This is a genomic window from Acinetobacter piscicola (assembly GCF_015218165.1).
GTDB lineage: Bacteria > Pseudomonadota > Gammaproteobacteria > Pseudomonadales > Moraxellaceae > Acinetobacter > Acinetobacter piscicola_A.
This window is the reverse complement of record NZ_CP048659.1, coordinates 2,584,197-2,611,020: the sequence shown is the minus strand read 5'-3', so window position 1 is coordinate 2,611,020 and position 26,824 is coordinate 2,584,197. Positions and strand designations below refer to the sequence as shown.

The window sequence follows — 26,824 nt, the reverse complement described above, 5'->3', positions numbered from 1 at the left end:
TATTTTTATATATTGATGAAATTGACATTATCAACATGGAAAAAAATAGAAGTAGTCATCCTAAAATTTCTAAATTTCGATACAGTAGTATGCAACAAGTTGCAAAGCCAAATATTAAAAAAGGATGTGCCATGACAACTCGCTATGCCAATATTTTAAAACCGTTGCATTTAGGCTTTACCACCATTAAAAACCGTGTGGTTATGGGGTCAATGCATACAGGTTTAGAAGACCGTTTTTATAATTATCCAAAACTCGCTGCTTATTTTGGTGAGCGTGCCAAAGGTGGTGTAGGGCTGATTATTACGGGTGGGATTTCACCCAACCGTCAAGGCTGGTTATTGCCTGCTGGCGGTACTATGAATACCTTGGGTGATGTTGCACCACACCGTTTGGTCACCCATGCAGTACATAAGCATGGTGCCAAAATTCTCATGCAAATCCTGCATGCAGGTCGTTATGGTTATCAACCTTTTGTGGTTTCATCAAGTCCAATCAAGTCCCCCATTTCGCCTTTTAAACCACGTCAAATGAGTGATCGTCTGATTTTAGACACCATTCAGGATTATGCCAAAACTGCAAGTTTGGCAAAAAAAGCGGGTTATGATGGTGTGGAAATCATGGGTTCAGAAGGCTATTTGCTGAATCAATTTTTAAGCCGTCATGTCAATCAGCGTGAAGACCGTTGGGGTGGGCCGATTGAAAACCGTATGCGTTTTGCCGTGGAAATTGTCAAAGCCATTCGTGAACAAGTCGGTGAAAAATTTATTATTTGTTTCCGTTTGTCTTTGCTGGATTTGGTTCATGATGGCAACACCATGGATGAAGTCATTACTGTAGCACAAGCATTGGAAAAGGCAGGAATTACACTGCTAAATACAGGCATCGGCTGGCATGAAGCCCGTGTTCCAACGATTGTGACTTCGGTACCACGTGCAGCTTTTGTCGATTATACCGCTGAAGTGAAAAAACATGTTTCTGTACCTGTTATTGCATCAAACCGAATCAATATGCCTGATACAGCAGAAGAAATTCTGGCAGCAGGCAAAGCGGATATGGTGCAGATGGCACGTCCATTACTTGCCGATGCATTTTGGGTGAATAAAACGGCAACTAATCGTGTTGATGAAATTAATACTTGTATTGCGTGTAACCAAGCATGTTTAGACCACAGTTTCCAAAATAAACGGGCGAGCTGTTTAGTGAACCCACGTGCTGCACATGAAACAGAACTGGTCTATCTAAAAGCCAAAAAACCGAAAAAAATTGCGGTTGTGGGTGGTGGTGTAGCAGGCATGTCTGCAGCAACAATTGCGGCTGAGCGTGGACATCAAGTGACTTTATTTGAAGCAGCGAATGAAGTTGGCGGACAATTTAACTTGGCAAAAGTGGTTCCGGGTAAAGAAGAGTTCCATGAAACTATTCGTTATTTCAAAGTTCAGATTGAAAAAACAGGGGTAGATTTACGTTTAAATACCAAAGTCAACCGTGAGCAACTTGAACGTGAAGGCTTTGATGAAGTCGTGATTGCGACGGGTGTGGTGCCTCGTGCATTAAAAATTGAAGGCAGTGATGCACCGCAAGTGTTGTCTTATGCGGAAGTATTACGTGGTGCACCTGTGGGGCATAGTGTTGCGGTCATTGGTGCAGGTGGGATTGGTTTTGACGTATCTGAGTTTTTATTGAAACCAGAACATCAACCTCAGCCACAACCTTTGGCAGACTGGCAACGTGAATGGGGTGTCGACTCAAATCCAAACTATATGACTGAAGGTGGGGCTGTTCCTGCTGAGGTTGAAGCGCCGATTCGCCAGATTTACCTCATGCAACGTAAAACAACCCCGTTGGGCATAGGCTTGGGTAAAACGTCTGGTTGGGTTCATCGTGCACAATTGAAAAAACATGCTGTGAAAATGATGCGTGGTGTGCAATATAAAGCTGTGACCAATGAAGGTCTATGGGTTGAGCTTGATGGTCATGACCAATTATTGCGTGTGGATACGATTGTTGTGTGTGCAGGTCAGGAATCAGTGAAAGATTTAGTGCCAACTGAAGGTGAAAATACCTTAGCAAATTATCATGTGATTGGTGGTGCTAAGTTAGCTGGTGAGTTAGATGCTAAGCGTGCAATCCGTGAGGGTGCTGAAATTGCAGCCAAACTTTAAGCAAAATCTTTGATTTTGATGAAACATTATGCATTTGAATGCTTTGGATGTAATTTTTACTTGTCAGAATTGAAAAAGCTCCGTATTATGGCGCACATGGAAGCGTGGCAGAGCGGTTTAATGCACCGGTCTTGAAAACCGACGAGGGTGTGAGTCCTCCGTGAGTTCGAATCTCACCGCTTCCGCCAAATATTTAAAAAAGCCCTTGTTTTTACAAGGGCTTTTTTATTGTCTATATATTTACCCCACAACTTACCCCAACTCCGTAAATTTATTTAATACTGCCACACGTGCATGCATCTCTTTGACTTGGCTTTGGAAATTTCTTGCACTCAGTTTATCGCCTAATAATTTGATGCAATGCATTTTGGTTTCGACCAAACTTCGCTGATGATAGCCTGACCAGTTTTTCCATAGTGTCCTGCTTAAATTTTTAACTGTTCGAAGTAATTCATTTCGCTCTAGCGAGCTGGTCTTTGTATCTTTCCAAGGTTTCGCATTTTTTCTTGGTGGAATCACTGCATGCGCTTGTCGCTCTGCGATGACCTAACGCCATTGCTTGGTGTCATAAGCCTCATCAGTATAGACGGAGTCAATCTGTTCTTCTTGTGGAATCTGATTCAGTAAATCACCAAGCACCTGTGAATCACTCACATTGTTGGTTGTGAGCTGAATAGCTCGTATTTGAAGGGTTTCAGCATCGATACTAATATGTAATTTACGCCATTGGCGACGATATAAGGCTGATGTTTTTTACGTTTCCATTTGCCTTCACCTAAAAACTTTAAGCCAGTAGAATTAACAAGTAGATGGAGACCATTACTGCTTTTTTGATAGTTAATCGCAATATCAATATGCTTTTGTCTTCTACAAATAGTGGAATACGAATATCGCTGATATTGGGGGCTGTCCAATCTAATCCACAAAGTTTAATCAGACTTTGAACAAAGCCTGTGACCATACGTAAAGACAAACGGAATAGAGATTTAATCATCAGACAGTATTGGATAGTAACATCAGAATAGGTTTGATTTCGACCATGTTTGCCGTTTGATTGAGCATACCATTGAGTTTTGGGATCAAACCAAATAGAAATATTTCCTCGATTTATTAATGCTCTGTTATAAGAAGACCAATTGGTTGTACGATAGATTTTAGGTGTGGGCTTATTCAATTGAGAATTATAATATTGAATAAGCCTTTAACGGTAGATTTGTGCAACAAAGCCATGCTGATTTAAAGGCTATGCGAAATGGGGAAGAGCTAATTATTGATAATGAGTTTATAAAGGTAAATGATCGCATATACTCAACAAAAGGTGATGGTAAACTAAAATTCAAACCTATTTCTGGTCCTGGTATTAATAGGAATGAATATGCAGCATTTAAAATATTGAAAATCAATAAAGGTGATTTAGATAAAGCTATGCTTCAATTGAAAATGCAGTTTAAACAAAATCCTGAAGCTGCTAAAAAAGCAATTGAAGTTTATAAGGAAATTTTTAAATGATGAGTTCATTCGGTGTTATAGTTAAGGAAGTTGTTTCTAATGAATATATAAGAAAATTTAGCTCTTTTATATTTAATGTCACTTCGGATAAAATATTGATACTTTCAAGTGGTGAAATTGAATCTTTTTTTATGATGGAGGAAGGTGAGTTTATTAAAGCTGGTTATGATAAATGTATATATTGTACTATTATCTATCTTGAATGTGATGTTTTTTTGCAGCTTAATTTTAATAATAGCATTCCTAAAGAGGTTGATTTTTTTTATATAAAAAATCGAATAAATCATTGGTCAAAATTAAATGGAAATTTTTTTTATATCGAAGATATTAATACTCCTTGGTATGAAGATGTATATATTGAAATATCTAAATTTGATATAAAGAAAAAATATTGCTGGAAGATAAAGAAAATAATATAAGATTTATTGATATATGAGTGCCGTAGTTGAAGTAAATATTTGTTGGTAGTGATGGTTCAATGTGGTATTCACCAAATCATTATGGTGATATTAGACCAGATATGAGTAAACCAATCTCATCTACGAATAAACCTTATGGCAATACATGGAGAAAACTGAAATGATTAATCAAAAACTATATGGATTATTTTGTGCTGAGAATTGTTATATTGAAGATGAATTTGTTATTAGGATTGATAATAAATTCAATACTATTTATGAAATTTATTCTTTTTTTGGTAGTCAAATATATAAAAAGTATAAATATATAAACTCTATAATGCCAGATAGAATTGGTTTTTTCGGTGGAAGTCCAGATGGATTTTCTGATTGTTTAACTGATTTTCTGAGTCAGAATAATAGAGAGATTTTACGCATTGAAATTATTGAAAAGGGGAATGAAATTTCAGAAGAAGATATTTATATTTTTTTATATATTTTGTCTAGTATTATGGTCAGTTATGATTCCAAATTAAGAGTATTAATTTCAAAAGAAATATTAGATATTTATTTAAAAGAATCAAAACGATTAATTGATCTAGATACTGATCCTAATGATTTTGTGCAGTATTAAATGCTAGTTATTGCCTCGTTCCATCCTTGTAGGGTGGAATGCCAAATAGTTTGGCGTATGATTTATAAAATTCATTTTATATTAAAGAGGTAAATAAAGGTGTTGTTAAACATGATTGATAAGAGAGTATTAATAGATTTTTTTGCATCTAAATGTTCAGAAGTTAAAAGCGTAAATAGGGATGAGGTAGATGATTTCTTACAACTAAATAATATTAAAATACGTTCTGATCATCGTGATTTTCTTGTTAATTTTGGTAATAGTTCAAATTTAATAACTGGATACTTTGGTGATTGTACATTTAATCGATTTAAAAAATATAATTCGGAACCGCTAGAATATTTAGATGGTGATTTACCAAGTGATACAGTTTATTTTGGTCAAGATTTTTCAGATGAACCTATTTGTATATTGAATAGTGATGGTGGGATATATAGTTATGATGGTGAAGAAATTTCAATGTTGTATTATTTAAATGTGGATAGTTTTATATTTTCTTGTTTGATTAACAATTTGTTTTCAAATAATTTTTTTGAAAAAATTACTAGTGATATGAAGATTGGAGATACTCGAGAGTTTGAAATTGAAAATAGTAAGTATAAATTAAAAGATTTAGAAACTTATGAATATAGATATTATTTAAAAAACAATGAGTTTATAGTTTTGGATTATAGACAGGGGTATGTGAATAAATATTTTAATCGTTTATTAGATAGCTTGTAATGGAGTAAATGTTTCCTTCCATCGCTTTGATAGCAATGATCAGTTTGATGAACATTTGACAAATAAGCGCTAAGGTGAAATGTGCAATGGTAAAATGCTAATTTAAAAATATAATTTTATAATTGATTCTTGAAATAGTTTTTAGGTGTTTCATTGAATTTTTTCTTGAAAACTTTATAGAAGTTTGAAAGATCATTAAATCCACTTTTATAAGCAAAGTCAGTGATATTTCCATGATCACCTTTCATATATTCAAAAAATATTTTTAATCGAATATCCGATATGGTTTTACTTAAACTTAGCTCTTCTCTTTCAAAGAGTTTATATATATTTCTTTCTGAAGTATTAAATGCTTTTGCAATATCATTGCAACGTAAATTATGATTTTTAGCATTGATTTCAATGAATTTTAAAATATTGTTTAGTAAGTGGTTTTCTTTAATATGTGTGTTTTCAAAGTTAGATAGAATTAAATCAATGGTTGTTTTAGTGATGATAGTATTGGTTTTTTCGGATAAATCTTTTCCTATAATTTTCTCTAGCGTTAAAATGTTTTCATATAAAATAAAGCCATCAGCCGAATTAATATTATCAATGATTTTAGATAATGGAATCATGCAATTTAAAGCATGATCTAGGGGTATTCTTAAAGATAAACTTTCCCAATTATTTTCAAATTGTTCAATTTCATAAGGATAACGAGTATCAAGTATATAAAGGTCACCAGCTTGTATATGCGTTACCATATTATTTTGTTGGATGCAGGCAAGCCCTTTTTTTTGTAAATTGAAAAATAAATAATGATCTTTAGTATGTGATATTTCAGATTCTGTACGGTGAATTTTTTGTTTTTGGGAAGACAATGACGAAATAATCAACCCTTCAGATAAACTTTGAGATTGAATTTCACACTTAAAATCCTTTTTATCTAATGTTGTTTCAGGTCTTAAGTCTGTAAAAGCATCACACAGCATTTCTCGCCAAAATAAAAACTGTTTATTTGGGACGAGGTCAAGATTACTCCACGTTTTAAACATTTTATTATCCATAAATTTTAACCCAATCCTTTGGGGAAGCAAATTTGATGCCATTATTAAAATAAATTTGTTCAGAATTTACCAAAAAATAATGCGGAATTTGCCAAGCAAAAAAAACCTATATTCTTAATGATTACATTACAACATTGATCAAATTAAGGACAATAGTCGTGTTAAAAAATCTATCAAGTCAGCAATTAGAACTAAGAAATCGATCAAGACAATTCGCCAATGATGTATTAAGTCAGGTGAATCCTGCTATCAAATCATTACACACATCTAGAGAGCGCTTTTTGGCAACAGCCCCTTTTTACGAATCTTTAGTGAAAGAAGGTTTTTTATTTAACATGATTCCACAACCTTTCGGTGGTGGTGCAACCAGTTGTTTAGACATGGCCGTCATGGCAGAAGAGTTTTATGCGGTCGATTCCAATGTTTCATTGACTGCTTTTGCAAGTATTTTGGGGCTTTCTCCTATTTTTATTGCAGGTAATCCTCAACAAGCTGAAAAGCATTTGAGCATATTCTTGAAAAAAGAGGGTAAGCCAATTGCAGCTTTTGCTTCCTCTGAACCAGGTGGTAGTGCCAATGTAAATGCACCTCGACCTGCAGTAGGTTTGAGTACGCGTATTGACGCTGCAAAAGATGGTTGGGTGCTGAATGGCTCAAAACAATGGGTGTCAAGCAGCTGTGGCTGGGACAATAAAGGTGCTGATTTACTGTGTGTTTCAGGCCGCTCTGAATTGAGTGAAACTGATGATCCAGAAGTTTCAATTGTGATTTTACCCAAAGAAAATATCAACATTGAAGTGGAGGACATCTTTGAAACGGTTGGACATACTGCACACATCACACCGCGTATTTCACTTCATGACTGTCATATTCCAAAGGATTATTTACTAGGAAGTCTAGGGCAAGGAAAGCAAATTATTGAGCAAGCCTTTACGGCAACAGCGGCATTGGTCGGTGTTTTTGCCGTGGGTTTAATGCGTGCAGCCTTTGATTTCACTTTGAATTACGCCAAGTCCGAAAACAAAGGCGGTTTACATCGAATTTTAGATTATCAAGCAGTGGGTTATGCACTGAGTGATGCAAAAATGCAAATTGAGGCTGTGCGTGGTTTGGCTTATCGCGCATGTATTGCACAAGATAACAATGAAAAAGGTGCGCATGAATTGGCATTGTGTTCAAAAGTTTATGGCTCGGAAACCGCTGTAAAAATGATTACAGATTTGATGCGTGTGGTTGGTGTGGATAGTTACAACAAGGACTTACCTTTGTCACGTTACCTGATGGATGCATTGGCGTTGCCATTATTCGATGGAGGCAATATGGGCGTACGTCGTAATCAATATCATCAAATTTTAATGTCAGACTCATACAACAGTTTGGATACCTTGTTGGAGTGATCAATCGCATGTAAGGACATAGAATCAAACAATTTTAGGAGGCTTAAAGCAAGCCTCCGAAGCAAGAAATGAAATAAAACAACAATGATATTCACATCAAGGGAAAAGATTATGAATAGACAAATGCTACATAAAGGACTGCTAACTGCTCTGTTTTTATTGCCGCTACAAGGACATGCTTTGGATATTGATGCACAGGATTATCGCCGTGCGCCTAATGGAACCAATATTTTTTTGCTGTATGGGCAATATGCAAATCGAGATGCTTATTACGCAGGCAGTGATAAAGTTAATAATGGGGAATTGGAATCACAAATCGGAATTGGTCGTTTTGTGCATTATTCCGAAATTGGTGGTATCAAAATGGCTCAACAGTTTCTTGTGCCTTTTGGTAAATTAAAAGCATCGGGTGATAGTGCGGCTTTAGGAGAATCATCAGGTGTTTTAGGCGATATCATTTTGGCCAATACTTTTTGGTTGATTGATAAACCACAGGATAAATACCTTGGTTTTACGCCTTTTTTCAGCTTTCCTACAGGAAGCTACAAAGATGAAAATGCTTTAAATATTGGCGAAAATCGTTTTAAAACCATACTCCAAGCCAGTTATTTACAGTATTGGAATGAAAGATTTGGTACCGATTTAACTGCAGATGTGACCTTTTATGGTGATAACAAAGATGATGTCAAAGGAAGAATTGAACAGGATATGGGATATCAGTTACAAGCTGATGTTTTCTATAATTTAAATCCTAAATTTACTTTGAGTGCAGGCGTGTCTTATATGGATGCAGGGGATACGACTGTTCAGGGTATTGATCATGCTGCGAGCACGCAGTCTAAGCTATGGGCAGGTACGACTTATAATATCAATCAACGTTCAAATGTGTTGATGACTGTGGGTCGTGATATTGATGTTGAGAATACCTTTAAAGAAAATTTTCGTTTTAATTTCAGATATGTGTACATCTTTTAAAGGTTTATTTTAAATGATTTGGGTCTGAAAATTAAATCACTGGGAACAAGTTATTCTTAGGGCAGAATTAATTTTAACATATCAACTCATAATATATGACTCAAAAATACTGTAATAATATGCATTTAGTTAATATGTTAAGTAGATAGGAAGGCTTTTTCTAAATAATAGAAGAGTTGGGAAATATTATTTTATATAAGGATTGGAAAAACAATGAATACTGATCTCCTCATTCATGGTGAACGAATTCAAGGTGCAGGTGAAGCTGTGGCTGTGCTTAATCCAGCAACTGAAGATATCATTACTCGCGTAAATTCAGCGACAGCAGAGCAGGTACAGCAGGCAGTGAATGCCGCAAAAACAGCATTCCAAATTTGGAAAAATACTGATGATGAAGAACTTAAAGCAAATTTACTGAAAATTGCTGCAGGTATTGAAGCAGAACGGGACAGTCTTGCGGCCTTAATTACACAGGAGCAAGGTAAGCCTTTATTTTTAGCCAACGCAGAGGTGCATTTAGGTCTGCAATGGATTCAATATATTGCTCAGCTTGATATTCCCGTAGAACATTATACAGAAGCCTCTGGCAAACAAATTCAGGTCTTTAATCGTCCATTGGGGGTAGTGGCTTCAGTGACGCCTTGGAACTGGCCATTTATGATTGCAATTTGGCATTTGTTGCCTGCATTGCGTACCAAAAATACAGTGGTCATTAAGCCGTCAGAATATACGCCGTTAAGTACCATTCGTTTGGTGGAAATTATGAATTCAGTATTGCCAAAAGGTGTGTGTAATATTGTCTTAGGTAAAGGTGATGTAGGTAAATTGTTGACAGAACACCCTGATGTGAACAAAGTTGTTTTCACAGGTTCAACCAAAACAGGAAAATTCATTTTAGGCAGTTCAGTAGACACTTTAAAAAGTGTTGTATTAGAACTCGGTGGAAACGATGTCGGTATTGTTTTGAATGATGTGAATGTGGATCAGGTTGCAGAGAAACTTTTCCAATCTTCATTCTTAAATGCAGGGCAAACTTGCGCATGCCTAAAACGCCTTTATGTACATGCGGATATTTATGACGCATTGACCCAAAAAATAGCAGCGATTGCAGACCAGCAAACGGTAGGAAATGGTTTGGATCAGCAAACCAGCTTTGGGCCTGTACAAAACAAGATGCAATATCAGAAAGTCAAAGACTTGCTTGCAGACGCGTTAGACAAAGGTGCAAAAGTTTTAAATGTAGGCGCAAAGCATCCCGAAAAAGGCTATTTCATTTCACCGACAGTGGTTGTCGATATTCAAGATGGTGTGGCTTTGGTGGATGATGAGCAGTTTGGTCCAGTGCTGCCAATCGTAAAATATACAGATATTGAACAAGTATTACGTGTAACCAATCAAAGTGAGTTTGGTTTAGGTGGCTCTGTTTGGAGCAATGACTTAGACAAAGCGCAAAGCATTGCAGCACGTATGCAAACGGGCTCCGTATGGGTGAATAGTCACGGCGATTTATCACCTGAAGCTGCGTTCGGTGGTTGGAAACAGTCAGGTTTGGGCTATAGCTTTGGCTTGGGAGGTCTGTTGCAGTTTACCCATAAGCAATCGATTCATGTGAGTAAATTGGGATAAGCAATCGTTCCAGATGAACTTTTCATAATCACTACATGAGTGAATCCATGTAATATAAGAATAAGGACTAAAAAAGAGAGAGTGGGGAAACCACTCTCTTTTTAGTATGATTTAGAATGCAGTTTAAAACTGATCAATCTTGCTTGGATTGCAAAATTTCACTCATCATTTTTCCGCCGACACCCCAATTATTGGTATTGATTTCATCAATGATGACATCGACTGTTTCACGTGGTTTATTTAAGACTTGAACCAATAAATCTGTCGCACCTTCAATCAGTGCTTTCTTTTGTTCTATACTCATGCTCTGATCTGTGACTTTGATATTAACGATTGGCATTGAATATTCTCCTTATTGAACTTACCAAACACCTGAAGTAGAACCACCATCGACAGGTAAAATCGTGCCAGTGACAAAGCTAGAATCTGTAAGATATAGAACCGCATTGGCAATATCAGCAGGTTGTCCAACTTGATGCATCGGAGACATGCCTTTTAAAGCATTTCTCACTTCTTCATTTGCACCATGCATCGGTGTTTCAATCAGACCAGGAGCAACAGCATTCACTTGAATATTCAGTGGAGCAAGCTCTAAAGCCAATCCTTTGACTGCGCCATTTAAGCCACTTTTGGTTAAAATTGGGAGTAATGCAGGTTGCTTCGCATTGGGTTGAATTGCTAAGGCTGCTGTAATCACAACAAGTTTTCCACCAATTGTTGCCATATTTTTAGCAACAGCTTGAGAGATATAGATAAAACTGCGTAAATTGATATCAATCATACTGTTGATATCAGTTTCACTATATTCCGTTACAGGCTTACCGATAAAAATACCTGCATTATGGACAACAACATCGACGCGTGAAAATTTTGCTTGAGCAAACTGGAAAAGCTCTTCTACCGTTTTTTGTTGAGAAATATCTCCTGCAAGATAGTGAAAGTTTTCAGCATTGCCTAAGGCTTTATGTGCATTGACTAATTTATCAAGATTTAAACCTGTACCAATCACGTTGTCACCACGATTTATATATGTTTTGGCAATTTCAAAACCAATACCACCTGAAGCACCTGTGACAATCACTATTTTTTGACGATTCATTTTCAACTCTTTACTGATTTATTTAATACAAATGTACGCTGAAGAGACAGCTTGAAAAATTGTCAATTTTGCATTTAACTTATTACATGGTGTAATGAATAAAATAAAATGAACCGACATTTCGATGATTTACAAATTGGTAGTTTAGAAATTTTTTGTTTAACTGTAGAGCTAGGAAGTTTTACAGCGGCAGCAGTGTCGTTAGGGTTGACGCCTGCGGCTGTCAGTCGGTCGATTTCACGTATTGAGGAACGTCTCGGGGCAAAATTATTTGTTCGAACAACAAGGCAATTGCGGGTCACAGAGGAGGGTAAGAATTATTATTATCATTGTAGAAAAGCACTTGAATATTTAATTGATGCAGAAAGTTTGATTTCTGGTAAGCAGCAAGAACTATCAGGAACGTTGCGTATCAGTGTCCCGACAGCCTATGCCCACTATAAATTACTACCTAATTTGTATCATTTTTCTGAGCAATATCCAAAGCTTAAGTTTGAAATTCATGTCAGCAATCAAAATGTTGATTTGATTGCACAAGATTATGATCTCGCGATTCGAGGAAATTATTTACCTGACTCTGGTCTTATTGCTCGCAAGTTGGAAGATGCCGCACTCTGTATTGTTGCGACACCAAACTATTTAAAAAAACATCCTGCACCTTTACACCCAAGGGAATTAAAAGATCATGAATGTATTCAATTTGAAATTCCGAGCACAGGTAAATCAGCAATGTGGACATTTTATGAATCAGGTGCTGAAATTTCTGTTGCAGTTCAAGGACGGATGTTATGTCAAGATGATTATTTATCGACTTTAACTTTGGTCAAAACAGGGGTTGGTTTAATGCAAGTCTATCGGTTTACCGTTGAAAATGAGTTAAAACAAGGGAGTTTGGTCGAGGTCTTGCAGGAGTATAATCAGACCTCAAGACCATTTTATTTGCTCTATGCACAAGCAAAGTATCAACCTTTAAAAGTAAGAGTATTTATGGATTACCTCTTGAGTTCAGTGTATTGAGCATCTAATGAATGCTCTTTATAGCCTCGACAAAATAAATATAGACTGATCGAGCAGAGTAATCCAGCAATACAAATCACTAAATTCATTGCAGTGGGATCATTATTGCGAAATAAAAGACTGACGATATAGCTTAACAATGCGCCCATGAGAAATTGCAGCGACACTGCTAGACCCGATGCTGTACCTGCTTGTTGTGGCAAAAGTTTAAGCAGATTGGCAATAGAATTGGCACCAATCGCACCTGTGACGCCAACGAAAATCATTAAACCAGGAATTAAAAATTGTACGGATGTCAGTTTAAACAGAGTAATGGTTGCTAAATAAACACCTGCGATCGCTGAAATTATTGACATGATTTTTAATAATTGAAATGCGGTATAGCGACGTAAAGCTCGACTATTGATGCTGGTAAAAATAATGATTGAAAAGATATTCAGCGCAAATAAGCCTGAATACTGTTGTGGACTAAACCCGTAATAATGAATAAATACAAAAGAAGACGCTGTAATGTAGGCAAACATGCCACCAAATGAGAAGCTATTACATAATATAAAGCCCCATGCATAACGATTTTTTAAAACGCTCAAATAGTTGTCTATCAAACTCATCTGAATGCGCCTTGGTGGCGGTGCATCAATTTGAAAATTCACCCAAACCATACACAGTAAAGAATAAATGAATAGAAAAATAAAAATACCCGTCCAATTAAAATATTGAATAATGATTGCGCCTGCAAGTGGAGCAACGAGAGTCGCAATCATAGTAATAATATGCATGAGCGAGAGTATTTTAGGAATTTCTTGATTGTTAAATAAATCTCGAACAAGGGCACGTGCTAATACAGATGCGCTCGCGCCTCCCATTGCTTGCAAAAATCGAAATAAAAGTAGCTGTTCAATATGCTGTGAAAAAATACAGCCTAAAGTTGCGGATACGTACAGTACCATCCCAATTAATAAAAGCTTTTTTCGACCGAAACGGTCTGAGAGTGGACCATAAATCAGCATGCCGATACTAAAACCCAATAAAAAAATGGTGATGGTTTTCTGTGTTGCTGCGACAGTTGAATTTAAGTCATGTGCTATTGATGGTAGTGCTGGAAGGTACATGTCAATTGATAAAGGTCCAAATGCGACTAAGGCACTGAGTAGTACAATCAGGAGCTTAGATTGTTTCTTTATAAATTCATTCATATGATTCATCAGATGTATTTAGATGGTGTTGACGATAGTCTGAAGGGGGCATCCCTGCATGCCGAATGAAAAAGCGACTGAAATAGGCTGGATCTTTAAAACCCAATTCATAACAAATTGAATTAATGGATGAGTCTGAAAAAATTAACAATCGTTTTGCCTCTTGCATCAGCCGATAGAAAATTAATTTTTTAGACGAAATATTGGCGATTCGACGACATATGTCATTCAACCGAGTTTCTGTAATCGCTAATTTTTCAGCATATTGCTGTAATGACCAATGTTCATTAAAGTGATTTTCAACCAACTGGTTAAATTGACGGAAAAATTTAAGATCTCCATTGTTATTATTGAGCTGCGGCGTAGTGACATCGTTAAAGCGCATAATTTGAATAAAAATCAAACTCACTAAACTTTTTAAAGCAGCTAATCGATTAGATTTATTGTGCTTAAATTCAATTTCAATATCATCAAAATAGCTTTGAAGTTGTTGTAAATCGGCATGATAGGATGGGTCTAAAGATTGTGTTGAAATGCATAAAGGTGCGACATGCTGAACTTTAAGTTCATTGTGTAATAAAGGCCAAATGATATTCTGCTGAACAGTTAAAACATGTCCTTCACAAATGGGGTCAGTGATAAAAGCATGTACGACCGAGGGCGGGGTCATAAAGCAAACGGGAGCATCATAGACATATTTCACATCATCTAAAAACACTCGTACAGAACCTTTGGTCACGAAGTGAATTTGAAAATAGCCATCGTGACGATGAGCCAATACATTCAGCCCAAAAAATTCTTGTAGCTTCACCAGCTCTTCATAATACACATCCGAGTTAATGTACTTTTGATCGTACACTTCACCCAATTTAATATTGGGAATATATGACTGACTCATACCTTTTGTTCCATAAATAGTATGATGAATATGATTTATTCAATGAGCATACCATGCTCGTTGATAAGTTAATATATTCATTATTACCCTAATTTCTAATCATAAGTACAAATCAAGAAAAGTTATTCAGCATTTAATTTGATCTGTATAAATTAATTTATGCATATTTTTATTTTTTCTATATTTAAAACAATAAATTACGAACTGATATTTTTGATTTAAAAGTTTTTAAGTGGAAAAAAATCAATTATATTTCACTTAGAGATTTTTTATAAAACCATGGAAAGTACAAATTTAAGTTGGGAAAATACATTAAGTTTGCAGAAATAATCCTGAATAATAGGTTTAAATCATCAACATATTGGATGTTGATCAGCAATAAAGGATAGAGCATGTTCTAAATGATAAAGAGCATGCGTATAAGGAAAATAAGTTATGGAAAATACAATGGATTTTAATACCAGTATGGTGAGCACTGAGCTGAGTGACTCGACTCAAAGTGAGATTAAGATGTTTTATACAGAAGCAAAATCTGTGTCATCTGAAACGCCTATGTTGGAAAAAATAAAACAAATTTTGCCACAAATTGCAGCGAATGCTGAAAAAGCAGAGCAACTGCGTCAAGTCCCTGACGAAAATATTGCGCTGCTCAAAAGTATTGGATTACATCGTGCATTTCAACCCAAAGTATATGGTGGTTTGGAAATGAGCCTGCCTGAATTTGCAAATTGTATTGTGACGCTTGCAGGTGCATGTGCGGGGACGGCTTGGGCATTTAGTTTGTTATGTACACACAGCCATCAAATTGCAATGTTTCCAAAGCAATTACAAGATGAAATTTGGTTAGCAAATCCTGATGCAACAGCAAGTAGTTCCATTGCGCCTTTTGGTAAAGTTGAGGAAGTCGAAGGTGGAGTGAAACTGTCTGGCGACTATGGCTGGAGCAGTGGATGTGACCATGCTGAATATGCCATTGTCGGTTTTAATCGTTTTGATGCCGAAGGTCAAAAAATCTATTCATTTGGTGTGATTCCTCGTAAAGATTATGTCATTCATGACAATTGGTTTGCAGGTGCGATAAAAGGAAGTGGCTCAAAACAATTACAGATCCGAGATTTATTTATTCCTGAATATCGAATTCAAAAAGCCAAAGACATGATGGAAGGAAAGTCGGCAGGATTTGGTTTATATCCAGACAGTAAAATATTTTATTCTCCATATCGTCCATACTTTGCCAGTGGTTTTTCTGCAGTCAGTTTGGGTGTTGCAGAACGTATGTTGGAAGCATTTAAAGAAAAACAAAAGACCCGAATCCGAGCATATACAGGTGCAAATTTAGGTGCATCTACGCCTGCGCTCATGCGTTTGGCTGAATCAACGCATCAGGTGGCTGCGGCACGTGCTTTCTTGGAAAAAACATGGGAAGACCATCGTGTACATGGGGAAAATAAAATTTATCCAAACGCAGAAACATTGGCATTTTGGCGTACCAACCAAGCCTATGCTGTGAAAATGTGTATTGAAGCAGTCGATCGTTTATTTGCTGCAGCAGGTGCAACCAGTTGGTTAGATGGACAAGAATTACAGCGTTTATTCCGTGATTCACATATGACAGGGGCACATGCTTATACTGATTATGATGTATGTGCACAAATTTTGGGTCGTGAGTTGATGGGTCTTGAACCAGATCCAACGATGGTTTAAGTGGAGTAATGTCAATGAACTCAATGAATATTCAAATCGAGACTGGCTTCGACTCAAAAGCTTTTCGCCGTGCACTGGGTAATTTTGCGACGGGTGTAACCATCATGACCGCACAAAATGAACAAGGTGAGAAAGTCGGTGTTACAGCCAATAGTTTTAACTCTGTTTCACTCGATCCACCGCTTATTTTGTGGAGTATAGACAAACGATCTTCAAGTTTTGCCGTTTTTGCTGAAGCGACACACTTTGCTGTAAATATTTTATCTGCTGATCATATTGAGCTATCAAATCAATTTGCTCGTTCAAAAGACGATAAATACGCTAACGTAGACTTTGATTTAGGGGCAGGCAATGCACCTTTATTAAAAGAATGTTCAGCAGTATTTGAATGCGAGCGTTATAATATTTTAGAAGGTGGAGACCATTGGATCATTCTTGGGCGAGTGGTGAATTTTCAAGACAATGGTCGTTCACCGTTGCTGTATCATCAAGGTGCATATTCTTCAGTATTGCCACATCCGAGTTTAAATGCGAAAGCTGAAAATGACGCGGAGATTTTCCCAGGTCGTTTATATAACAATCTGTATTATTTATTAACTCAAGCGGTTCGTGCCTATAGTAACGATTATCAACCTAAACAATTAGCATCAGGTTTTAGGACCAGCGAAGCGCGCATGTTGTTAGTTTTAGAAAGTAAAACTGCAACCTGTAAAGATGATTTAATTCGTGAGGTGGCTATGCCGCTGCGTGAAATTGAACAGGCAGCTGAAATCTTAGTACGTAAGGGCTTACTTGTAGATACAGGTCATGCTTATGAATTGACTGAAAAAGGCATAAAAACTGCTCAAATGCTTTATCATATTGGTGAAAGTCATCAAGAAGATGTCTTTGGTCATTACTCTGAACAAGACAAAGCGCTATTCAAAAATATGTTGAAAGATCTGATTGGGATTTAGCTGCAATGGGCATTGGATTATTTCAGAATAGCGCATTAATCCATTGCCTAAAGGATACATCATTTATTGTTCTCTTCAACGTTGATATAAAACTACACACTGAGTTAAAAATATATTGTGTAAGTTAAAAGAGTCTAGAGAGTAATAGGATATGACAAGCTAAAGTAGAGTGAGAAGAGGTAATTGTGCTTTAGCTTGTATATTTATTGGATTACCCTTGTGGGGAAAATCTATATTTAAAGTATCAATAAACCCTAATATTTTACTTTAAATAAATGAGTTGAGTCATTGATTTAAAATAGAATAAATACTGTGTTGATACTCAATTAAGATAAAAATGTTTCTTGTAGGTAACGCCAAAGCATTTTGCCATTAATCTCTTCAATGAGAGCACAAGAACGACGAATGAGTATGCCTGATTCTTTCGTATGTTTTTCAGTATAGGTTAATACGATAGTGTGTTCGGATTGTGAAATAATTTCCTCATCATAGATTTCGATTTTAATATCGGGCATTTTACTTTGATTGTTTGCAAATAATTGTTTAACTTCATCAAACTTAAATTTTTTTCCTGCTGCACCAACCATTTCAAATTGTTCAGAAAAATATTGATTCAATTGTGCTAGATCTTGTTCGGCATGGCGTCCACTAAAAATTTTTTCGATAAGTACATGCATTGTATGAATACTTTCGATTGCCTGAGTTGCTGAAAGAGCCATATATATTTCCTTATGAGAACAGTTAAAAAGAATTGTTTTAGATAATAAATCAAAATTCCATGTAAATTTCAATAATAATTTTATCGATTTATATTTTACTCATTGAGATAGGATATATTAACCTTTTAAGTTTTTGATTTTATTTATTAATAAAGGACAAAGTTATCCAATTAACTCGACTCCTAACAAACATTTTAAATGCTAAAAACATGACTTTGATTTTGGAGGGGGAATCACTCAGATGTTTAGGTGAATTAAAAATCAGATGGAAGGTATGAAATTATACTTAAAAAGATATTGAAAATTACATATAAAAATGAATATATTTTTATTGCTAGTTTTCAAACTAAAGCATTAGTGATGGTTTATTTGAGTTTGATCATTAATCTGATGATGAAAAAGAGTGTGAGTAAGAATTTTTTATGCAAATAAAATATCAACTTATAAGGAATATAAGTTGCCATATAAGGATAAAGCGATATGAATAATTCGACTTATAATCAAGATCAAGATAAACCCATATCCAAGATATCGAGTACTTATGCATGGTACGTTGTTTTACTTTGTATGTTGGCGTATATCTTTTCTTTTATAGATCGTCAAATTTTAGCGTTGATGATTGAACCCATTAAAGCAGATCTGAATCTAACAGATACACAATTTAGCTTATTGCATGGTCTGGCATTTTCGCTTTTTTATGCATTTATGGGAATACCTTTAGCATATTTGGCGGATCGATTTTCACGCCCCAAAATTATTGCGGTTGGTATTATTTTCTGGAGTTTTGCAACAGCATTATGTGGCTTGAGTAAAAGCTTTATTCAATTATTTTTTAGCCGAATGGGAGTAGGTGTGGGTGAAGCTGCTTTATCTCCATCTGCATACTCAATGTTTAGTGATCTATTTTCCAAGGAGAAGTTGGGTAGAGCAGTCGCTGTTTATTCGATCGGCTCTTTTGTCGGAGGTGGTGTTGCATTTCTTGTTGGAGGGTATGTCATTGGTTTATTAAAAGATATGACATTAATCCAAATTCCTGTTTTTGGGGCAGTGAAGGCTTGGCAAATGGCTTTCATTTTGGTTGGACTGCCTGGTGTTTTTATTGGTTTATTATTTCTTCTTACTGTTCGTGATCCTAAACGCAAGGGGCAGCGTTTGGATGCTCAAGGTCAAGTTGAAAAAACATCTATACAGGAAACATTCAAATTTATTAAAAAGCATGGAAAAACATTCACTTGTCATTATTTGGGTTTCACTTTTTATGCTATGGCGTTGTATTGTTTGATTAGTTGGTCACCTGCATTCTTTATGCGTAAGTTTGGCTTAACTCCAACAGAAGCGGGGTATATGTTGGGGACGGTTTTATTGATTGCAAATACATTAGGTGTTTTTTGTGCAGGCTGGCTCAATGACTTTTTTATTCAAAAAGGGCGTCAAGATGCACCAATGATTACAGGGGTAATTGGTATTGTGGGTTTAATTTTACCATTAATCGCCTTTACTCAAGTTTCTCAACAATGGTTAGCGGTGACTTTACTTGCGCCTGCGATGTTTTTTGCATCTTTTCCAATGCCAATTTCAACGACTGCCATGCAGATGTTGGCACCCAACCAATTACGCGCTCAAATTTCTGCTGTATTTCTTTTAATTAGTAATTTAGTTGCAGTCGGGATCGGGACAACTTTGGTTGCCTTAATTACAGACAAGATATTTGAAAATCCATTAATGGTGGGTTCTTCTTTATCCATCGTTGGAGCTTGTTCATGTGTTTTAGCTTATATTTTATTAAAGAAAGGTTGTGCTGCATTTAGTAAAAGTATGCAAGAAGAACATTCTACTTAAAATATTTTTATTGACATGATGCATTGGAAAACACTCCTCTAGTGTTGAGTGTTTGTCCAAGGTATTTGCCTGGTTGGATGCAGAAGCCTGCTCAGTAAAATAATGAATGTTATTCAGTTATTTGCAAGTATGGAGTATTGTGATGAAAAATGCTTTAAATTTAAACCACTTGCATTATTTGGATGAATGTTTATTGTTTAGTTCAGATGACTATCAAACCATTAAAGATCAAATCAGTCATTATCTATGCCCGCATGAGTTTGATGTAGATGGAGCGCGTGATTTAAATACGAGGTTGAATGGTTTCTGTTTTGGTCATTCAGCTTTATATGATCTGAAATATAGTACATCTGTTGTGATTACGATTGATCAAACATCACAGAATTATTTATTTCGAATAACTTTGGAGGGGCAGTGTCAGGTGGGTAGTCAGCATCATCCTGTGTTGCAATCGGTAGGGATCATGACGGTCACTCATCCTAATCAAGCCCATCGGATTGTCACAGATCAGTGTTGTCGAAATATTATTTTAAAGTTAGCAAGAGAGGCTGTTGAAACTCAATTATTTAAAATGTTAGGTGCAAGTCGACAGGAAATGGTGATTTTTGATCAGGCATTGTCCTGTACCAACGAGGGGATGAGTTCGATTGTTGAAACATTAAATTATTTATGTCATGCCTATTATCATATTGAAAATTGGAGTTTTATTTCAGAGAGTTTTACACAATATCTGATTGAACTCATTTTATTGAAAGTCCCTAATAATTATAGTGAGCAGTTAAATGCACAACGTTTAAATGTATTGCCGCATTATTTAAAAAAAGCACAACACTATATTGATGAAAATATTAAAAATAGCATCACTCTTGCAACCTTAAGTGAATATTGCCATGTATCGATTCGTACTTTACAAAAAGGTTTTAGTCAATATTTGCAGCAAACACCAATAGAATACATACGTGATCAGCGGCTCGCTGTCGTGCATCATGCCTTACAAGAAGCAGCTTCATCTCTCACTGTAACAGATATCCTTTTGCAATATGGTATTCAAAGTATGGGGCATTTTTCCACATTGTATAAAAAGCGTTATGGATGCCTGCCATCACAAACTTTAAAACAACAACTTTATGAGAAAGAAGCAACATCTGCGTAAATGGAATGCTTTGTGCGCATTTGGATGAGCGTGCGGCCTTTATATCTTCTATGCTGATTTTATTCATATCAGGAAGATGAAAAATGAAAATTACAGTACTCGGTGGTGGACATGGGTGTTATGCAGCGGCGGTGGATATGGCCGAGAAAGGTCATGATGTGGTGTTGTGGCGTCGTGACCAAGATGCATTGATTGAACTTGCTCAAGCCAAGATAATGAATATTAAAGATTTTAAAGGTAATCGTTCTGTCTCTGTGGGTTTTGAAAATAGCCAAATTAATTTATCAGTGGATTTGCAGCAGGCAATTCAACATGCCGAATTGATTATTATCCCACTTCCTGCGACGACACACTTAGAGTTGTCAAAACAAGCCGCTCCTTATTTTAAAGATGGTCAAGTGGTTTACTTACCTCCTGCAACATTTGGAACATTTATCTTCGCAAAAGCAGTCCACGATAGTGGAAATACTGCAAAAGTTGCTTTTGCAGAAACGGGTACTTTGCCTTATTTGGTACGTAAACACGGTATAAATCAAATTATCGTCAGTGGTTATGCGACGCGTTTACCCACGGGCGTATTTCCAAGTCAATTTGCAGAACATGCATTTAAAATTTTAAAACAGGCTTATCCAAGTATAGAGCCAATTGAAGATGCTTTAAGTGGCGCATTAATGAATGCAGGACCGATTATCCATCCACCATTGATTATGATGAATGCAGGACCACTTGAGCATTTTGAAACATGGGACATTCATAATGAAGGGACACAACCTGCTATTCGTCGAGTAACTAATCAATTAGATGCAGAGCGTATGCGGGTACGTGAGGCTTTAGGATATGGTGCACCGCATTTTCCACTCTCAGATCACTATAATAAGGAAGGTGAAGGTGATGAGTGGATGTATGGTCGTGGAGCTCACGGTAAGTTGACTGATAGTGGTGATTGGAGAGAAGACATTAATCTGCAAACGCATCGTTATATGCTCGAAGACACACGGTTAGGTTTATCATTTTTAGTTTCAGTAGGTCGTTGGGCTGGTGTTAAAACACCGATTGCAGAAGGCCTACTTAGCCTTGCTTCAGCGATTACAGGTCGTGACTTATATGCAGAAGGTCGTACTTTTGATCATTTGGGTTTGGCGACAAAGTCAAAACAAGAAATGCAGCAGATCTTGCAACAGGGGCTGTGAAATGAATAATCTTCAACAGGTTGCAGTACTTGGTGCGGGGCGTATGGGGAAGGCAATTGCGATTGCTTTTGCTTATGCAGGTCTTCATGTGAAATTAATTGATGCAAAACAACGTTCGGCGCAAGAATTTATACTGTATCAGCAACAGCTTGAGCAAGATCTTGAACAAGAATTAATGTTATTACAAAGGATTCAATTTGTACAAGCAGATCAAATTGCAGAAATTAAACAAAAGATTCAGTTGGTCGCAAAAATGGAATCGACTGAGTTTTTGAAACAGTGTGATTTAATTATGGAAGCTGTACCCGAAAAAATACACACTAAACAAGAAATTTTCAGTTGGTTGGATCAGTATATTTCTCCCCAATGTATTGTTGCTTCAACCACATCAACATTTTTAGTGACTGATATTGCGTTGATGTTGTCACATCCTGAACGTGTGATTAATGCACATTGGTTAAATCCTGCATATTTAATTCCTCTGGTTGAGCTGAGTCGTTCTGAGCAGACCGCAGACGAAGTTGTGGTTGAACTTAAGATGTTTTTAACAACAATAGGTAAGATTCCTATGGTTTGTAATGCTAAAGCAGGTTATATCGTACCAAGGATTCAGGCATTAGCAATGAATGAGGCAGCACGTATGGTTGAAGAAGGGGTGGCATCTGTTGAAGATATTGATATTGCGATCCGCACGGGGTTTGGTTTACGTTTTTCTGTTTTAGGTCTCCTTGAGTTTATCGATTGGGGTGGTGGTGATATTTTGTATTATGCTGCGCAATATTTACAAAAAGAGCTGGGTGAGCGGTATCAAACACCCAAAATAATTGCTGAAAATATGCGTAATAATCGAAATGGCTTAAGAGAAAAGCAGGGTTTTTATGATTATGCAACGAAAGATATTGAGGCATATAAATTATCGGTACTCAAGACTTTTGCAGAACGCATTGCAACAGCAGGTTTAAAACCAAAATTTAATTGTCTCTCATAAGTCATTCGCTTATAGAGATGTAAATGATGATTTTATTTGTTGAAAAAACCATTGTCTTGACAATGGTTTTTTAGTGTTTTTTGAATCTAGTGTGTTGATTTTAGCTTGAAGGCATGAGATCAAATATTTTTTGTAGCTGAGAATTTAAAAGTTTTAATTCATCTTCTTCAAATGCGTGCAAAATCCCTGATAGTGTCACCTGACTAATTAAATTAATTTGTTCTACCATCGCTAAACCTTTTTCGGTGAGTTTCACCATTGAAATCCGCTCATCTAGCTCAGAAGAAAAAACTTCAACAATTTGATCTTCCACCAAGCGATAAACGGCTTTAGTTGCCGTTGTGAGTTTAAGTGTCGATAAATTTGCAATGTCTGTAATACTTGCCTGCCCCAAAGCGTTGGTACTGAGAATGATTTTACGTCGAGTATTGTCAATTCCTAATTTTTTGATTGATTTTTCAATAAGCTGTGAGTATTTCCCATTCACTTGTGAAATCCAGAAAAAAGGATAGTTTTTTAAACTTGCAGGTTCATTATTTGGTAGAAACTGTTCTAAATTTTGGAGCATAGTATTAATTTAGTTAAAAAAATAATATTTTCAATTATACAAAAAAATAAGAAAAAAACTTAGATTTTAAAATAAAAATAACTTGACAATTACATGGCTTTTTCTATTATTGTATTTATATAAATAAAAATACATGGAAAAGTGAATGAATATTATCGCAGAAAAAATGCAAATAGGATCAGGAAAATTCACGGTGATGGTGAAAGATTCTATAGATATTCAAGGTTATAAAACAAAATCAGGTAGCCGTTCACTTGAAAATAGTGCTGTGGCTCAGGTACATGCTCAAGTCATCAAAAATCTTTTGGCACATGATTGCACTATCACGGCAAAAACCAATCTACACGAACTTGCATTTGGAATTACAGGGATTAATCATGCATTGGGCACACCGATTAACCCTAAGTACCCGGAGTTGATTCCTGGTGGTTCTTCAAGTGGTTCAGCAGCAGCCATTGCAGCTCATTTGGCAGATTTTACGCTAGGCACAGATACAGGTGGTTCTGTACGTATGCCAGCAGCATGTTGTGGTGTATATGGACTTAAACCGACTTTTGGTCGAGTGAGTCGTAAAGGTGTACATCCTGAACATAGTTCATTGGACTGTGTGGGACCCTTTGCAAATTCGGTGGAAATGATTGAAACCGCAATGCAATTTATTGATCCTAGTTTTCATGCGATGACACAGGATGATTTACCTCAACTGGCTATTTTAAATGTTCAGGCAGATGTTGTTGTTCAAGACACAATTCAAGATTTTTTAAAAAAAGCTCAAATGCAGCTACCCACTGTAGATATAAAGACTTTCAATTCAGCTTATGACGCAGGCATGCAAATCATCAATTATGAAAATTGGCAAGCCTATGGTGAGTTAACAAAAACAGGTTTGATTGGTGCTGACGTACAAGGGCGTTTATTAAAAGCTGCAGATACAACATTGGTTCAAGTAAAACAGGCAGAAAAAGTGAAAGCCCAATTTACTCAAGAAATCGATGCCTTACTTGAAAAATATGATGCATTGCTATTACCCACTTTACCTCAGATTCCCCCACGCGTTATCGATGCAGAAAATACCGTAGCATTTTTGAATTTAACTGCATTAGTTCGTCCTTTTAATCTATCTGGACATCCTGCCATCACTATTCCGTTGGAAACAAAGCAAGGTTTACCTGTAGGGCTGCAAATTATCACTAAAAGATCTGCAGACGAGCAATTGTGTGCGATTGCAAAATTTATTGTTAACGCAGCACATTAAAGAAACAAGGAGTTAGCGAATGAATGATTTATCTAAAGTGTTTAACTCTGATCAGAGCGGTGCTGTTGATATTCTCTGTCAGGAAATACGTGAACGTGCAGTGACAGGAGAGTTTGATGATCAGGCTTATGTCAGTCAGGATATTATTGAAAAACTAAAAAAAATTGGTGTTTATCGCGCTTTGGTACCAAAGCGATTTGGTGGTATGGAAGTATCACCCAGTGAATTTTGTCAATTAATTGAAAAATTATCTATGGCAGATGGTTCTGTGGGATGGGTGGCAAGTTTCGGTATGAGTCCAGCTTATCTGGGGAGCTTACCTGAAGAAACACTTAATATTTTGTATAAGAACTCACCAGATATCGTATTTGCTGGTGGTATTTTCCCTCCGCAACCTGCAGAAATTACGGACGAAGGTGTTGTTGTTAAAGGTCGCTGGAAGTTTTCAAGTGGTTGTATGGGAGCAGATATTGTCGGTGTGGGTATTTCTCCACGTAAAGATAATGAAGCGCAAGGTTTACCACGGATGGCTGTGATGCCAGCTAAAAAAGTAAAAGTCGACATGACTTGGGACACAGTGGGGCTAAAAGGTACAGGTAGCCATGATTTAGTTGTGGACAATGTACTTGTGACCAAAGCGTGGACATTTGTTCGTGGAGAGCCATCAAAACTGCCTGAACCCTTTTTTAAATATCCTTCATTGTCTTTAGCCACCCAAGTTTTAACTGTCGTCGGAATAGGTGTCGCAGCAGCAGCTTTGGAAGAGTTTAAATTGCTGGCACCTGGTAAATCTTCTATTACAGGCGGTGCTGAAATCGCAAATCGTCCTGTCACACAATATGAATTTGCACAATATGAAGCGGAATTTAAAGCTGCGCGCACTTGGTTTTATCAAGCCATGGATATTGTTTGGCAAGAAATTTTAGCGGGTAATCAACCTACGGAACAACAAATCAGTGATATGCGTTTGTCATGTACTCATGCGGCACGTGTCGCAGCACGTGTTGCACGCAAAATGCAAATGCTCGCAGGTATGACCGCAATTTACTCAAACAATATATTCAGTCGTTTTGTGAACGATACTAATGTTGTCACACAGCATGCTTTTATGGGAGATGCAACTTTATTAAATGCGGGTTCCATTAGTTTTGGTTTAAAGCCAACACCTGGTTATTTATAAGTTTGTATGGCAACAGATGAAGTGAGTATTGCGTGATGAATGAAATGAATTTGACAGCTATTCTAGCGCGTTTAAATCAACTAGAAGCCGAAACTGCTATTCGAAATTGCATCAATCGTTACATGGAAATTTGTGATGGCTTGGATGCTAGTACTGACCTAAATGAATTAATGGATTTATTTGACCAAAACAGTATTTGGGAAGGTATTGGTGAAAAATATGCGAAATCATTTGGACGTTATGAATCATGGCAAGACATCTATGCCATGTTCAAAAGCTATACGCAACAACAATCGCATTTTGTTATGAATGCTCATTTTGTGAGTTCGGAGCAAATTTATGTTGTAGAGCAGCGAGCTCGAGCTTCATGGCTAATGTTGCAAACCTCTACTTTTCGTGATGGGCAAAGCCATCTTAATGCAGCCAAGTTGACCATCAAATTTCAGCAACAAGAGGATGGGACTTGGAAAATTAAACATTTTCAGACTGAAAATATTTTTAGTCGCCCTATATCACACTGGAATAGCACTGCCGAATTGCCAGTACCAAACCAGAACGAAGCTTAGAATCAATTGATAAGGATCAT

The 26,824-nt window shown here is 36.5% G+C and carries 25 protein-coding genes, 1 tRNA gene and 1 pseudogene; 19 read left to right on the top strand and 8 right to left on the bottom strand.

Annotation, left to right across the window (positions count from 1 at the left end):
• The first annotated feature begins 131 nt into the window (after window positions 1-131).
• A complete protein-coding gene (locus G0028_RS12810) occupies window positions 132-2,165 on the top strand; it encodes an NADPH-dependent 2,4-dienoyl-CoA reductase (protein WP_130074789.1) in 2,034 nt (677 codons plus the stop codon).
• Window positions 2,166-2,263: 98 nt separating this feature from the next.
• A tRNA-Ser gene (locus G0028_RS12805) sits at window positions 2,264-2,353 on the top strand.
• Window positions 2,354-2,417: 64 nt separating this feature from the next.
• Here the strand turns inward: G0028_RS12805 and G0028_RS12800 are convergent.
• Window positions 2,418-3,339 (bottom strand): annotated as a pseudogene (locus G0028_RS12800) (IS5 family transposase).
• Between the two features lie 41 nt (window positions 3,340-3,380).
• Here G0028_RS12800 and G0028_RS12795 point away from each other — a divergent pair.
• From G0028_RS12795 to G0028_RS12780, 4 genes are all read left to right on the top strand, one after another.
• A complete protein-coding gene (locus tag G0028_RS12795; RefSeq protein WP_180046176.1) occupies window positions 3,381-3,674 on the top strand; it encodes a hypothetical protein in 294 nt (97 codons plus the stop codon).
• Window positions 3,671-4,093: a hypothetical protein gene (locus G0028_RS12790; RefSeq protein WP_180046178.1), complete on the top strand. Its 423-nt coding sequence runs from the start codon at window positions 3,671-3,673 to the stop codon at window positions 4,091-4,093. Before G0028_RS12795 ends, G0028_RS12790 begins: the two co-directional genes overlap by 4 nt.
• A gap of 160 nt (window positions 4,094-4,253) precedes the next feature.
• A complete protein-coding gene (locus G0028_RS12785) occupies window positions 4,254-4,706 on the top strand; it encodes a hypothetical protein (RefSeq protein WP_180046180.1) in 453 nt (150 codons plus the stop codon).
• A 111-nt stretch (window positions 4,707-4,817) separates the two neighbouring features.
• On the top strand, window positions 4,818-5,429 hold the full coding sequence (locus G0028_RS12780) for a hypothetical protein (protein WP_180046182.1): 612 nt from the start codon (window positions 4,818-4,820) through the stop codon (window positions 5,427-5,429).
• A 116-nt stretch (window positions 5,430-5,545) separates the two neighbouring features.
• Here the strand turns inward: G0028_RS12780 and G0028_RS12775 are convergent, their stop codons facing one another.
• Complete coding sequence (locus G0028_RS12775) at window positions 5,546-6,478, bottom strand: helix-turn-helix domain-containing protein (protein WP_180046184.1); 933 nt, start codon at window positions 6,476-6,478, stop codon at window positions 5,546-5,548.
• A 158-nt stretch (window positions 6,479-6,636) separates the two neighbouring features.
• Here G0028_RS12775 and G0028_RS12770 point away from each other — a divergent pair, with 158 nt between their 5' ends.
• The 3 genes from G0028_RS12770 (at window position 6,637) to G0028_RS12760 (ending at window position 10,476) form a co-directional block, all read left to right on the top strand.
• Window positions 6,637-7,875 (top strand): acyl-CoA dehydrogenase family protein, encoded by a 1,239-nt coding sequence (locus G0028_RS12770; protein WP_218946321.1) that lies wholly within the window; start codon window positions 6,637-6,639, stop codon window positions 7,873-7,875.
• A 111-nt stretch (window positions 7,876-7,986) separates the two neighbouring features.
• Window positions 7,987-8,850: a transporter gene (locus G0028_RS12765; RefSeq protein ID WP_180046186.1), complete on the top strand. Its 864-nt coding sequence runs from the start codon at window positions 7,987-7,989 to the stop codon at window positions 8,848-8,850.
• 213 nt (window positions 8,851-9,063) lie between these two features.
• Entirely contained in the window at window positions 9,064-10,476 is a 1,413-nt protein-coding gene (locus tag G0028_RS12760; RefSeq protein WP_180046188.1) for an aldehyde dehydrogenase family protein, read from the top strand.
• Window positions 10,477-10,609: 133 nt separating this feature from the next.
• Here G0028_RS12760 and G0028_RS12755 read toward each other — a convergent pair whose 3' ends face one another.
• Together G0028_RS12755 and G0028_RS12750 are read right to left on the bottom strand one after the other, a co-directional pair.
• A complete protein-coding gene (locus G0028_RS12755) occupies window positions 10,610-10,816 on the bottom strand; it encodes a tautomerase family protein (RefSeq protein ID WP_174492326.1) in 207 nt (68 codons plus the stop codon).
• 21 nt (window positions 10,817-10,837) lie between these two features.
• On the bottom strand, window positions 10,838-11,575 hold the full coding sequence (locus G0028_RS12750; protein WP_180046190.1) for an SDR family NAD(P)-dependent oxidoreductase: 738 nt from the start codon (window positions 11,573-11,575) through the stop codon (window positions 10,838-10,840).
• A gap of 108 nt (window positions 11,576-11,683) precedes the next feature.
• Here G0028_RS12750 and G0028_RS12745 point away from each other — a divergent pair, with 108 nt between their 5' ends.
• On the top strand, window positions 11,684-12,592 hold the full coding sequence (locus tag G0028_RS12745; protein ID WP_180046192.1) for a LysR family transcriptional regulator: 909 nt from the start codon (window positions 11,684-11,686) through the stop codon (window positions 12,590-12,592).
• Here G0028_RS12745 and G0028_RS12740 read toward each other — a convergent pair.
• Together G0028_RS12740 and hpaA are read right to left on the bottom strand one after the other, a co-directional pair.
• On the bottom strand, window positions 12,568-13,788 hold the full coding sequence (locus G0028_RS12740; RefSeq protein ID WP_180046195.1) for a Bcr/CflA family multidrug efflux MFS transporter: 1,221 nt from the start codon (window positions 13,786-13,788) through the stop codon (window positions 12,568-12,570). The genes G0028_RS12745 and G0028_RS12740 overlap by 25 nt on opposite strands.
• Window positions 13,781-14,686 (bottom strand): 4-hydroxyphenylacetate catabolism regulatory protein HpaA, encoded by a 906-nt coding sequence (gene hpaA, locus G0028_RS12735; protein WP_174492329.1) that lies wholly within the window; start codon window positions 14,684-14,686, stop codon window positions 13,781-13,783. The genes G0028_RS12740 and hpaA overlap by 8 nt, the downstream gene beginning before the upstream one ends.
• 435 nt (window positions 14,687-15,121) lie before the next feature.
• Between hpaA and G0028_RS12730 the strand changes: the two genes are divergently transcribed.
• Together G0028_RS12730 and G0028_RS12725 are read left to right on the top strand one after the other, a co-directional pair.
• Window positions 15,122-16,390, top strand: coding sequence for a p-hydroxyphenylacetate 3-hydroxylase oxygenase component (locus G0028_RS12730; protein WP_180046197.1), 1,269 nt, complete (start codon window positions 15,122-15,124; stop codon window positions 16,388-16,390).
• A 14-nt stretch (window positions 16,391-16,404) separates the two neighbouring features.
• Window positions 16,405-17,346 carry a p-hydroxyphenylacetate 3-hydroxylase reductase component gene (locus G0028_RS12725; RefSeq protein ID WP_180046199.1) on the top strand — a complete coding sequence of 314 codons (942 nt, stop codon included), beginning with the start codon at window positions 16,405-16,407 and terminating at the stop codon, window positions 17,344-17,346.
• Between the two features lie 326 nt (window positions 17,347-17,672).
• Here the strand turns inward: G0028_RS12725 and G0028_RS12720 are convergent, their stop codons facing one another.
• Complete coding sequence (locus tag G0028_RS12720) at window positions 17,673-18,065, bottom strand: DUF4440 domain-containing protein (RefSeq protein WP_130073068.1); 393 nt, start codon at window positions 18,063-18,065, stop codon at window positions 17,673-17,675.
• Between the two features lie 480 nt (window positions 18,066-18,545).
• Between G0028_RS12720 and G0028_RS12715 the strand changes: the two genes are divergently transcribed.
• The 4 genes from G0028_RS12715 to G0028_RS12700 all read left to right on the top strand — a co-directional run bounded on the left by G0028_RS12715 (window position 18,546) and on the right by G0028_RS12700 (window position 23,235).
• Window positions 18,546-19,904: a spinster family MFS transporter gene (locus tag G0028_RS12715; protein WP_180046201.1), complete on the top strand. Its 1,359-nt coding sequence runs from the start codon at window positions 18,546-18,548 to the stop codon at window positions 19,902-19,904.
• A gap of 142 nt (window positions 19,905-20,046) precedes the next feature.
• Window positions 20,047-21,057, top strand: a complete 1,011-nt coding sequence (locus G0028_RS12710; RefSeq protein WP_180046203.1) for an AraC family transcriptional regulator — start codon at window positions 20,047-20,049, stop codon at window positions 21,055-21,057.
• An 83-nt stretch (window positions 21,058-21,140) separates the two neighbouring features.
• Window positions 21,141-22,247: an NAD/NADP-dependent octopine/nopaline dehydrogenase family protein gene (locus tag G0028_RS12705; RefSeq protein ID WP_174492332.1), complete on the top strand. Its 1,107-nt coding sequence runs from the start codon at window positions 21,141-21,143 to the stop codon at window positions 22,245-22,247.
• A gap of 1 nt (window position 22,248) precedes the next feature.
• Window positions 22,249-23,235: a 3-hydroxybutyryl-CoA dehydrogenase gene (locus G0028_RS12700; protein ID WP_180046205.1), complete on the top strand. Its 987-nt coding sequence runs from the start codon at window positions 22,249-22,251 to the stop codon at window positions 23,233-23,235.
• Between the two features lie 100 nt (window positions 23,236-23,335).
• Here the strand turns inward: G0028_RS12700 and G0028_RS12695 are convergent, their stop codons facing one another.
• Window positions 23,336-23,803, bottom strand: a complete 468-nt coding sequence (locus G0028_RS12695; RefSeq protein WP_130073073.1) for a MarR family winged helix-turn-helix transcriptional regulator — start codon at window positions 23,801-23,803, stop codon at window positions 23,336-23,338.
• A 145-nt stretch (window positions 23,804-23,948) separates the two neighbouring features.
• On the opposite strand from G0028_RS12695, the gene G0028_RS12690 reads away from it, so the two are divergent.
• Genes G0028_RS12690 through G0028_RS12680 form a run of 3 tightly spaced genes read left to right on the top strand, consistent with a single transcriptional unit; the run spans window position 23,949 to window position 26,804 of the window.
• A complete protein-coding gene (locus tag G0028_RS12690; protein ID WP_130073074.1) occupies window positions 23,949-25,058 on the top strand; it encodes an amidase in 1,110 nt (369 codons plus the stop codon).
• A 19-nt stretch (window positions 25,059-25,077) separates the two neighbouring features.
• Window positions 25,078-26,238: an acyl-CoA dehydrogenase family protein gene (locus G0028_RS12685; RefSeq protein WP_180046207.1), complete on the top strand. Its 1,161-nt coding sequence runs from the start codon at window positions 25,078-25,080 to the stop codon at window positions 26,236-26,238.
• A 35-nt stretch (window positions 26,239-26,273) separates the two neighbouring features.
• Window positions 26,274-26,804, top strand: coding sequence for a nuclear transport factor 2 family protein (locus G0028_RS12680; protein ID WP_130073076.1), 531 nt, complete (start codon window positions 26,274-26,276; stop codon window positions 26,802-26,804).
• Window positions 26,805-26,824 lie beyond the last annotated feature (20 nt).

What these genes read in the sequence shown, in the direction of transcription:
- G0028_RS12680 (WP_130073076.1), top strand. Translation starts at nt 26,274, where the DNA reads ATGAATGAAATGAATTTGACAGCTATTCTAGCGCGTTTAAATCAACTA.
- G0028_RS12790 (WP_180046178.1), top strand. Translation starts at nt 3,671, where the DNA reads ATGATGAGTTCATTCGGTGTTATAGTTAAGGAAGTTGTTTCTAATGAA.
- G0028_RS12750 (WP_180046190.1), bottom strand. Translation starts at nt 11,575, where the DNA reads ATGAATCGTCAAAAAATAGTGATTGTCACAGGTGCTTCAGGTGGTATT.
- G0028_RS12775 (WP_180046184.1), bottom strand. Translation starts at nt 6,478, where the DNA reads ATGGATAATAAAATGTTTAAAACGTGGAGTAATCTTGACCTCGTCCCA.
- G0028_RS12745 (WP_180046192.1), top strand. Translation starts at nt 11,684, where the DNA reads ATGAACCGACATTTCGATGATTTACAAATTGGTAGTTTAGAAATTTTT.
- G0028_RS12760 (WP_180046188.1), top strand. Translation starts at nt 9,064, where the DNA reads ATGAATACTGATCTCCTCATTCATGGTGAACGAATTCAAGGTGCAGGT.
- G0028_RS12780 (WP_180046182.1), top strand. Translation starts at nt 4,818, where the DNA reads ATGATTGATAAGAGAGTATTAATAGATTTTTTTGCATCTAAATGTTCA.
- G0028_RS12720 (WP_130073068.1), bottom strand. Translation starts at nt 18,065, where the DNA reads ATGGCTCTTTCAGCAACTCAGGCAATCGAAAGTATTCATACAATGCAT.
- G0028_RS12685 (WP_180046207.1), top strand. Translation starts at nt 25,078, where the DNA reads ATGAATGATTTATCTAAAGTGTTTAACTCTGATCAGAGCGGTGCTGTT.
- G0028_RS12715 (WP_180046201.1), top strand. Translation starts at nt 18,546, where the DNA reads ATGAATAATTCGACTTATAATCAAGATCAAGATAAACCCATATCCAAG.
- G0028_RS12710 (WP_180046203.1), top strand. Translation starts at nt 20,047, where the DNA reads ATGAAAAATGCTTTAAATTTAAACCACTTGCATTATTTGGATGAATGT.
- G0028_RS12785 (WP_180046180.1), top strand. Translation starts at nt 4,254, where the DNA reads ATGATTAATCAAAAACTATATGGATTATTTTGTGCTGAGAATTGTTAT.
- G0028_RS12705 (WP_174492332.1), top strand. Translation starts at nt 21,141, where the DNA reads ATGAAAATTACAGTACTCGGTGGTGGACATGGGTGTTATGCAGCGGCG.
- hpaA (WP_174492329.1), bottom strand. Translation starts at nt 14,686, where the DNA reads ATGAGTCAGTCATATATTCCCAATATTAAATTGGGTGAAGTGTACGAT.
- G0028_RS12695 (WP_130073073.1), bottom strand. Translation starts at nt 23,803, where the DNA reads ATGCTCCAAAATTTAGAACAGTTTCTACCAAATAATGAACCTGCAAGT.
- G0028_RS12730 (WP_180046197.1), top strand. Translation starts at nt 15,122, where the DNA reads ATGGAAAATACAATGGATTTTAATACCAGTATGGTGAGCACTGAGCTG.
- G0028_RS12725 (WP_180046199.1), top strand. Translation starts at nt 16,405, where the DNA reads ATGAACTCAATGAATATTCAAATCGAGACTGGCTTCGACTCAAAAGCT.
- G0028_RS12740 (WP_180046195.1), bottom strand. Translation starts at nt 13,788, where the DNA reads ATGAATGAATTTATAAAGAAACAATCTAAGCTCCTGATTGTACTACTC.
- G0028_RS12765 (WP_180046186.1), top strand. Translation starts at nt 7,987, where the DNA reads ATGAATAGACAAATGCTACATAAAGGACTGCTAACTGCTCTGTTTTTA.
- G0028_RS12810 (WP_130074789.1), top strand. Translation starts at nt 132, where the DNA reads ATGACAACTCGCTATGCCAATATTTTAAAACCGTTGCATTTAGGCTTT.
- G0028_RS12700 (WP_180046205.1), top strand. Translation starts at nt 22,249, where the DNA reads ATGAATAATCTTCAACAGGTTGCAGTACTTGGTGCGGGGCGTATGGGG.
- G0028_RS12690 (WP_130073074.1), top strand. Translation starts at nt 23,949, where the DNA reads ATGAATATTATCGCAGAAAAAATGCAAATAGGATCAGGAAAATTCACG.
- G0028_RS12755 (WP_174492326.1), bottom strand. Translation starts at nt 10,816, where the DNA reads ATGCCAATCGTTAATATCAAAGTCACAGATCAGAGCATGAGTATAGAA.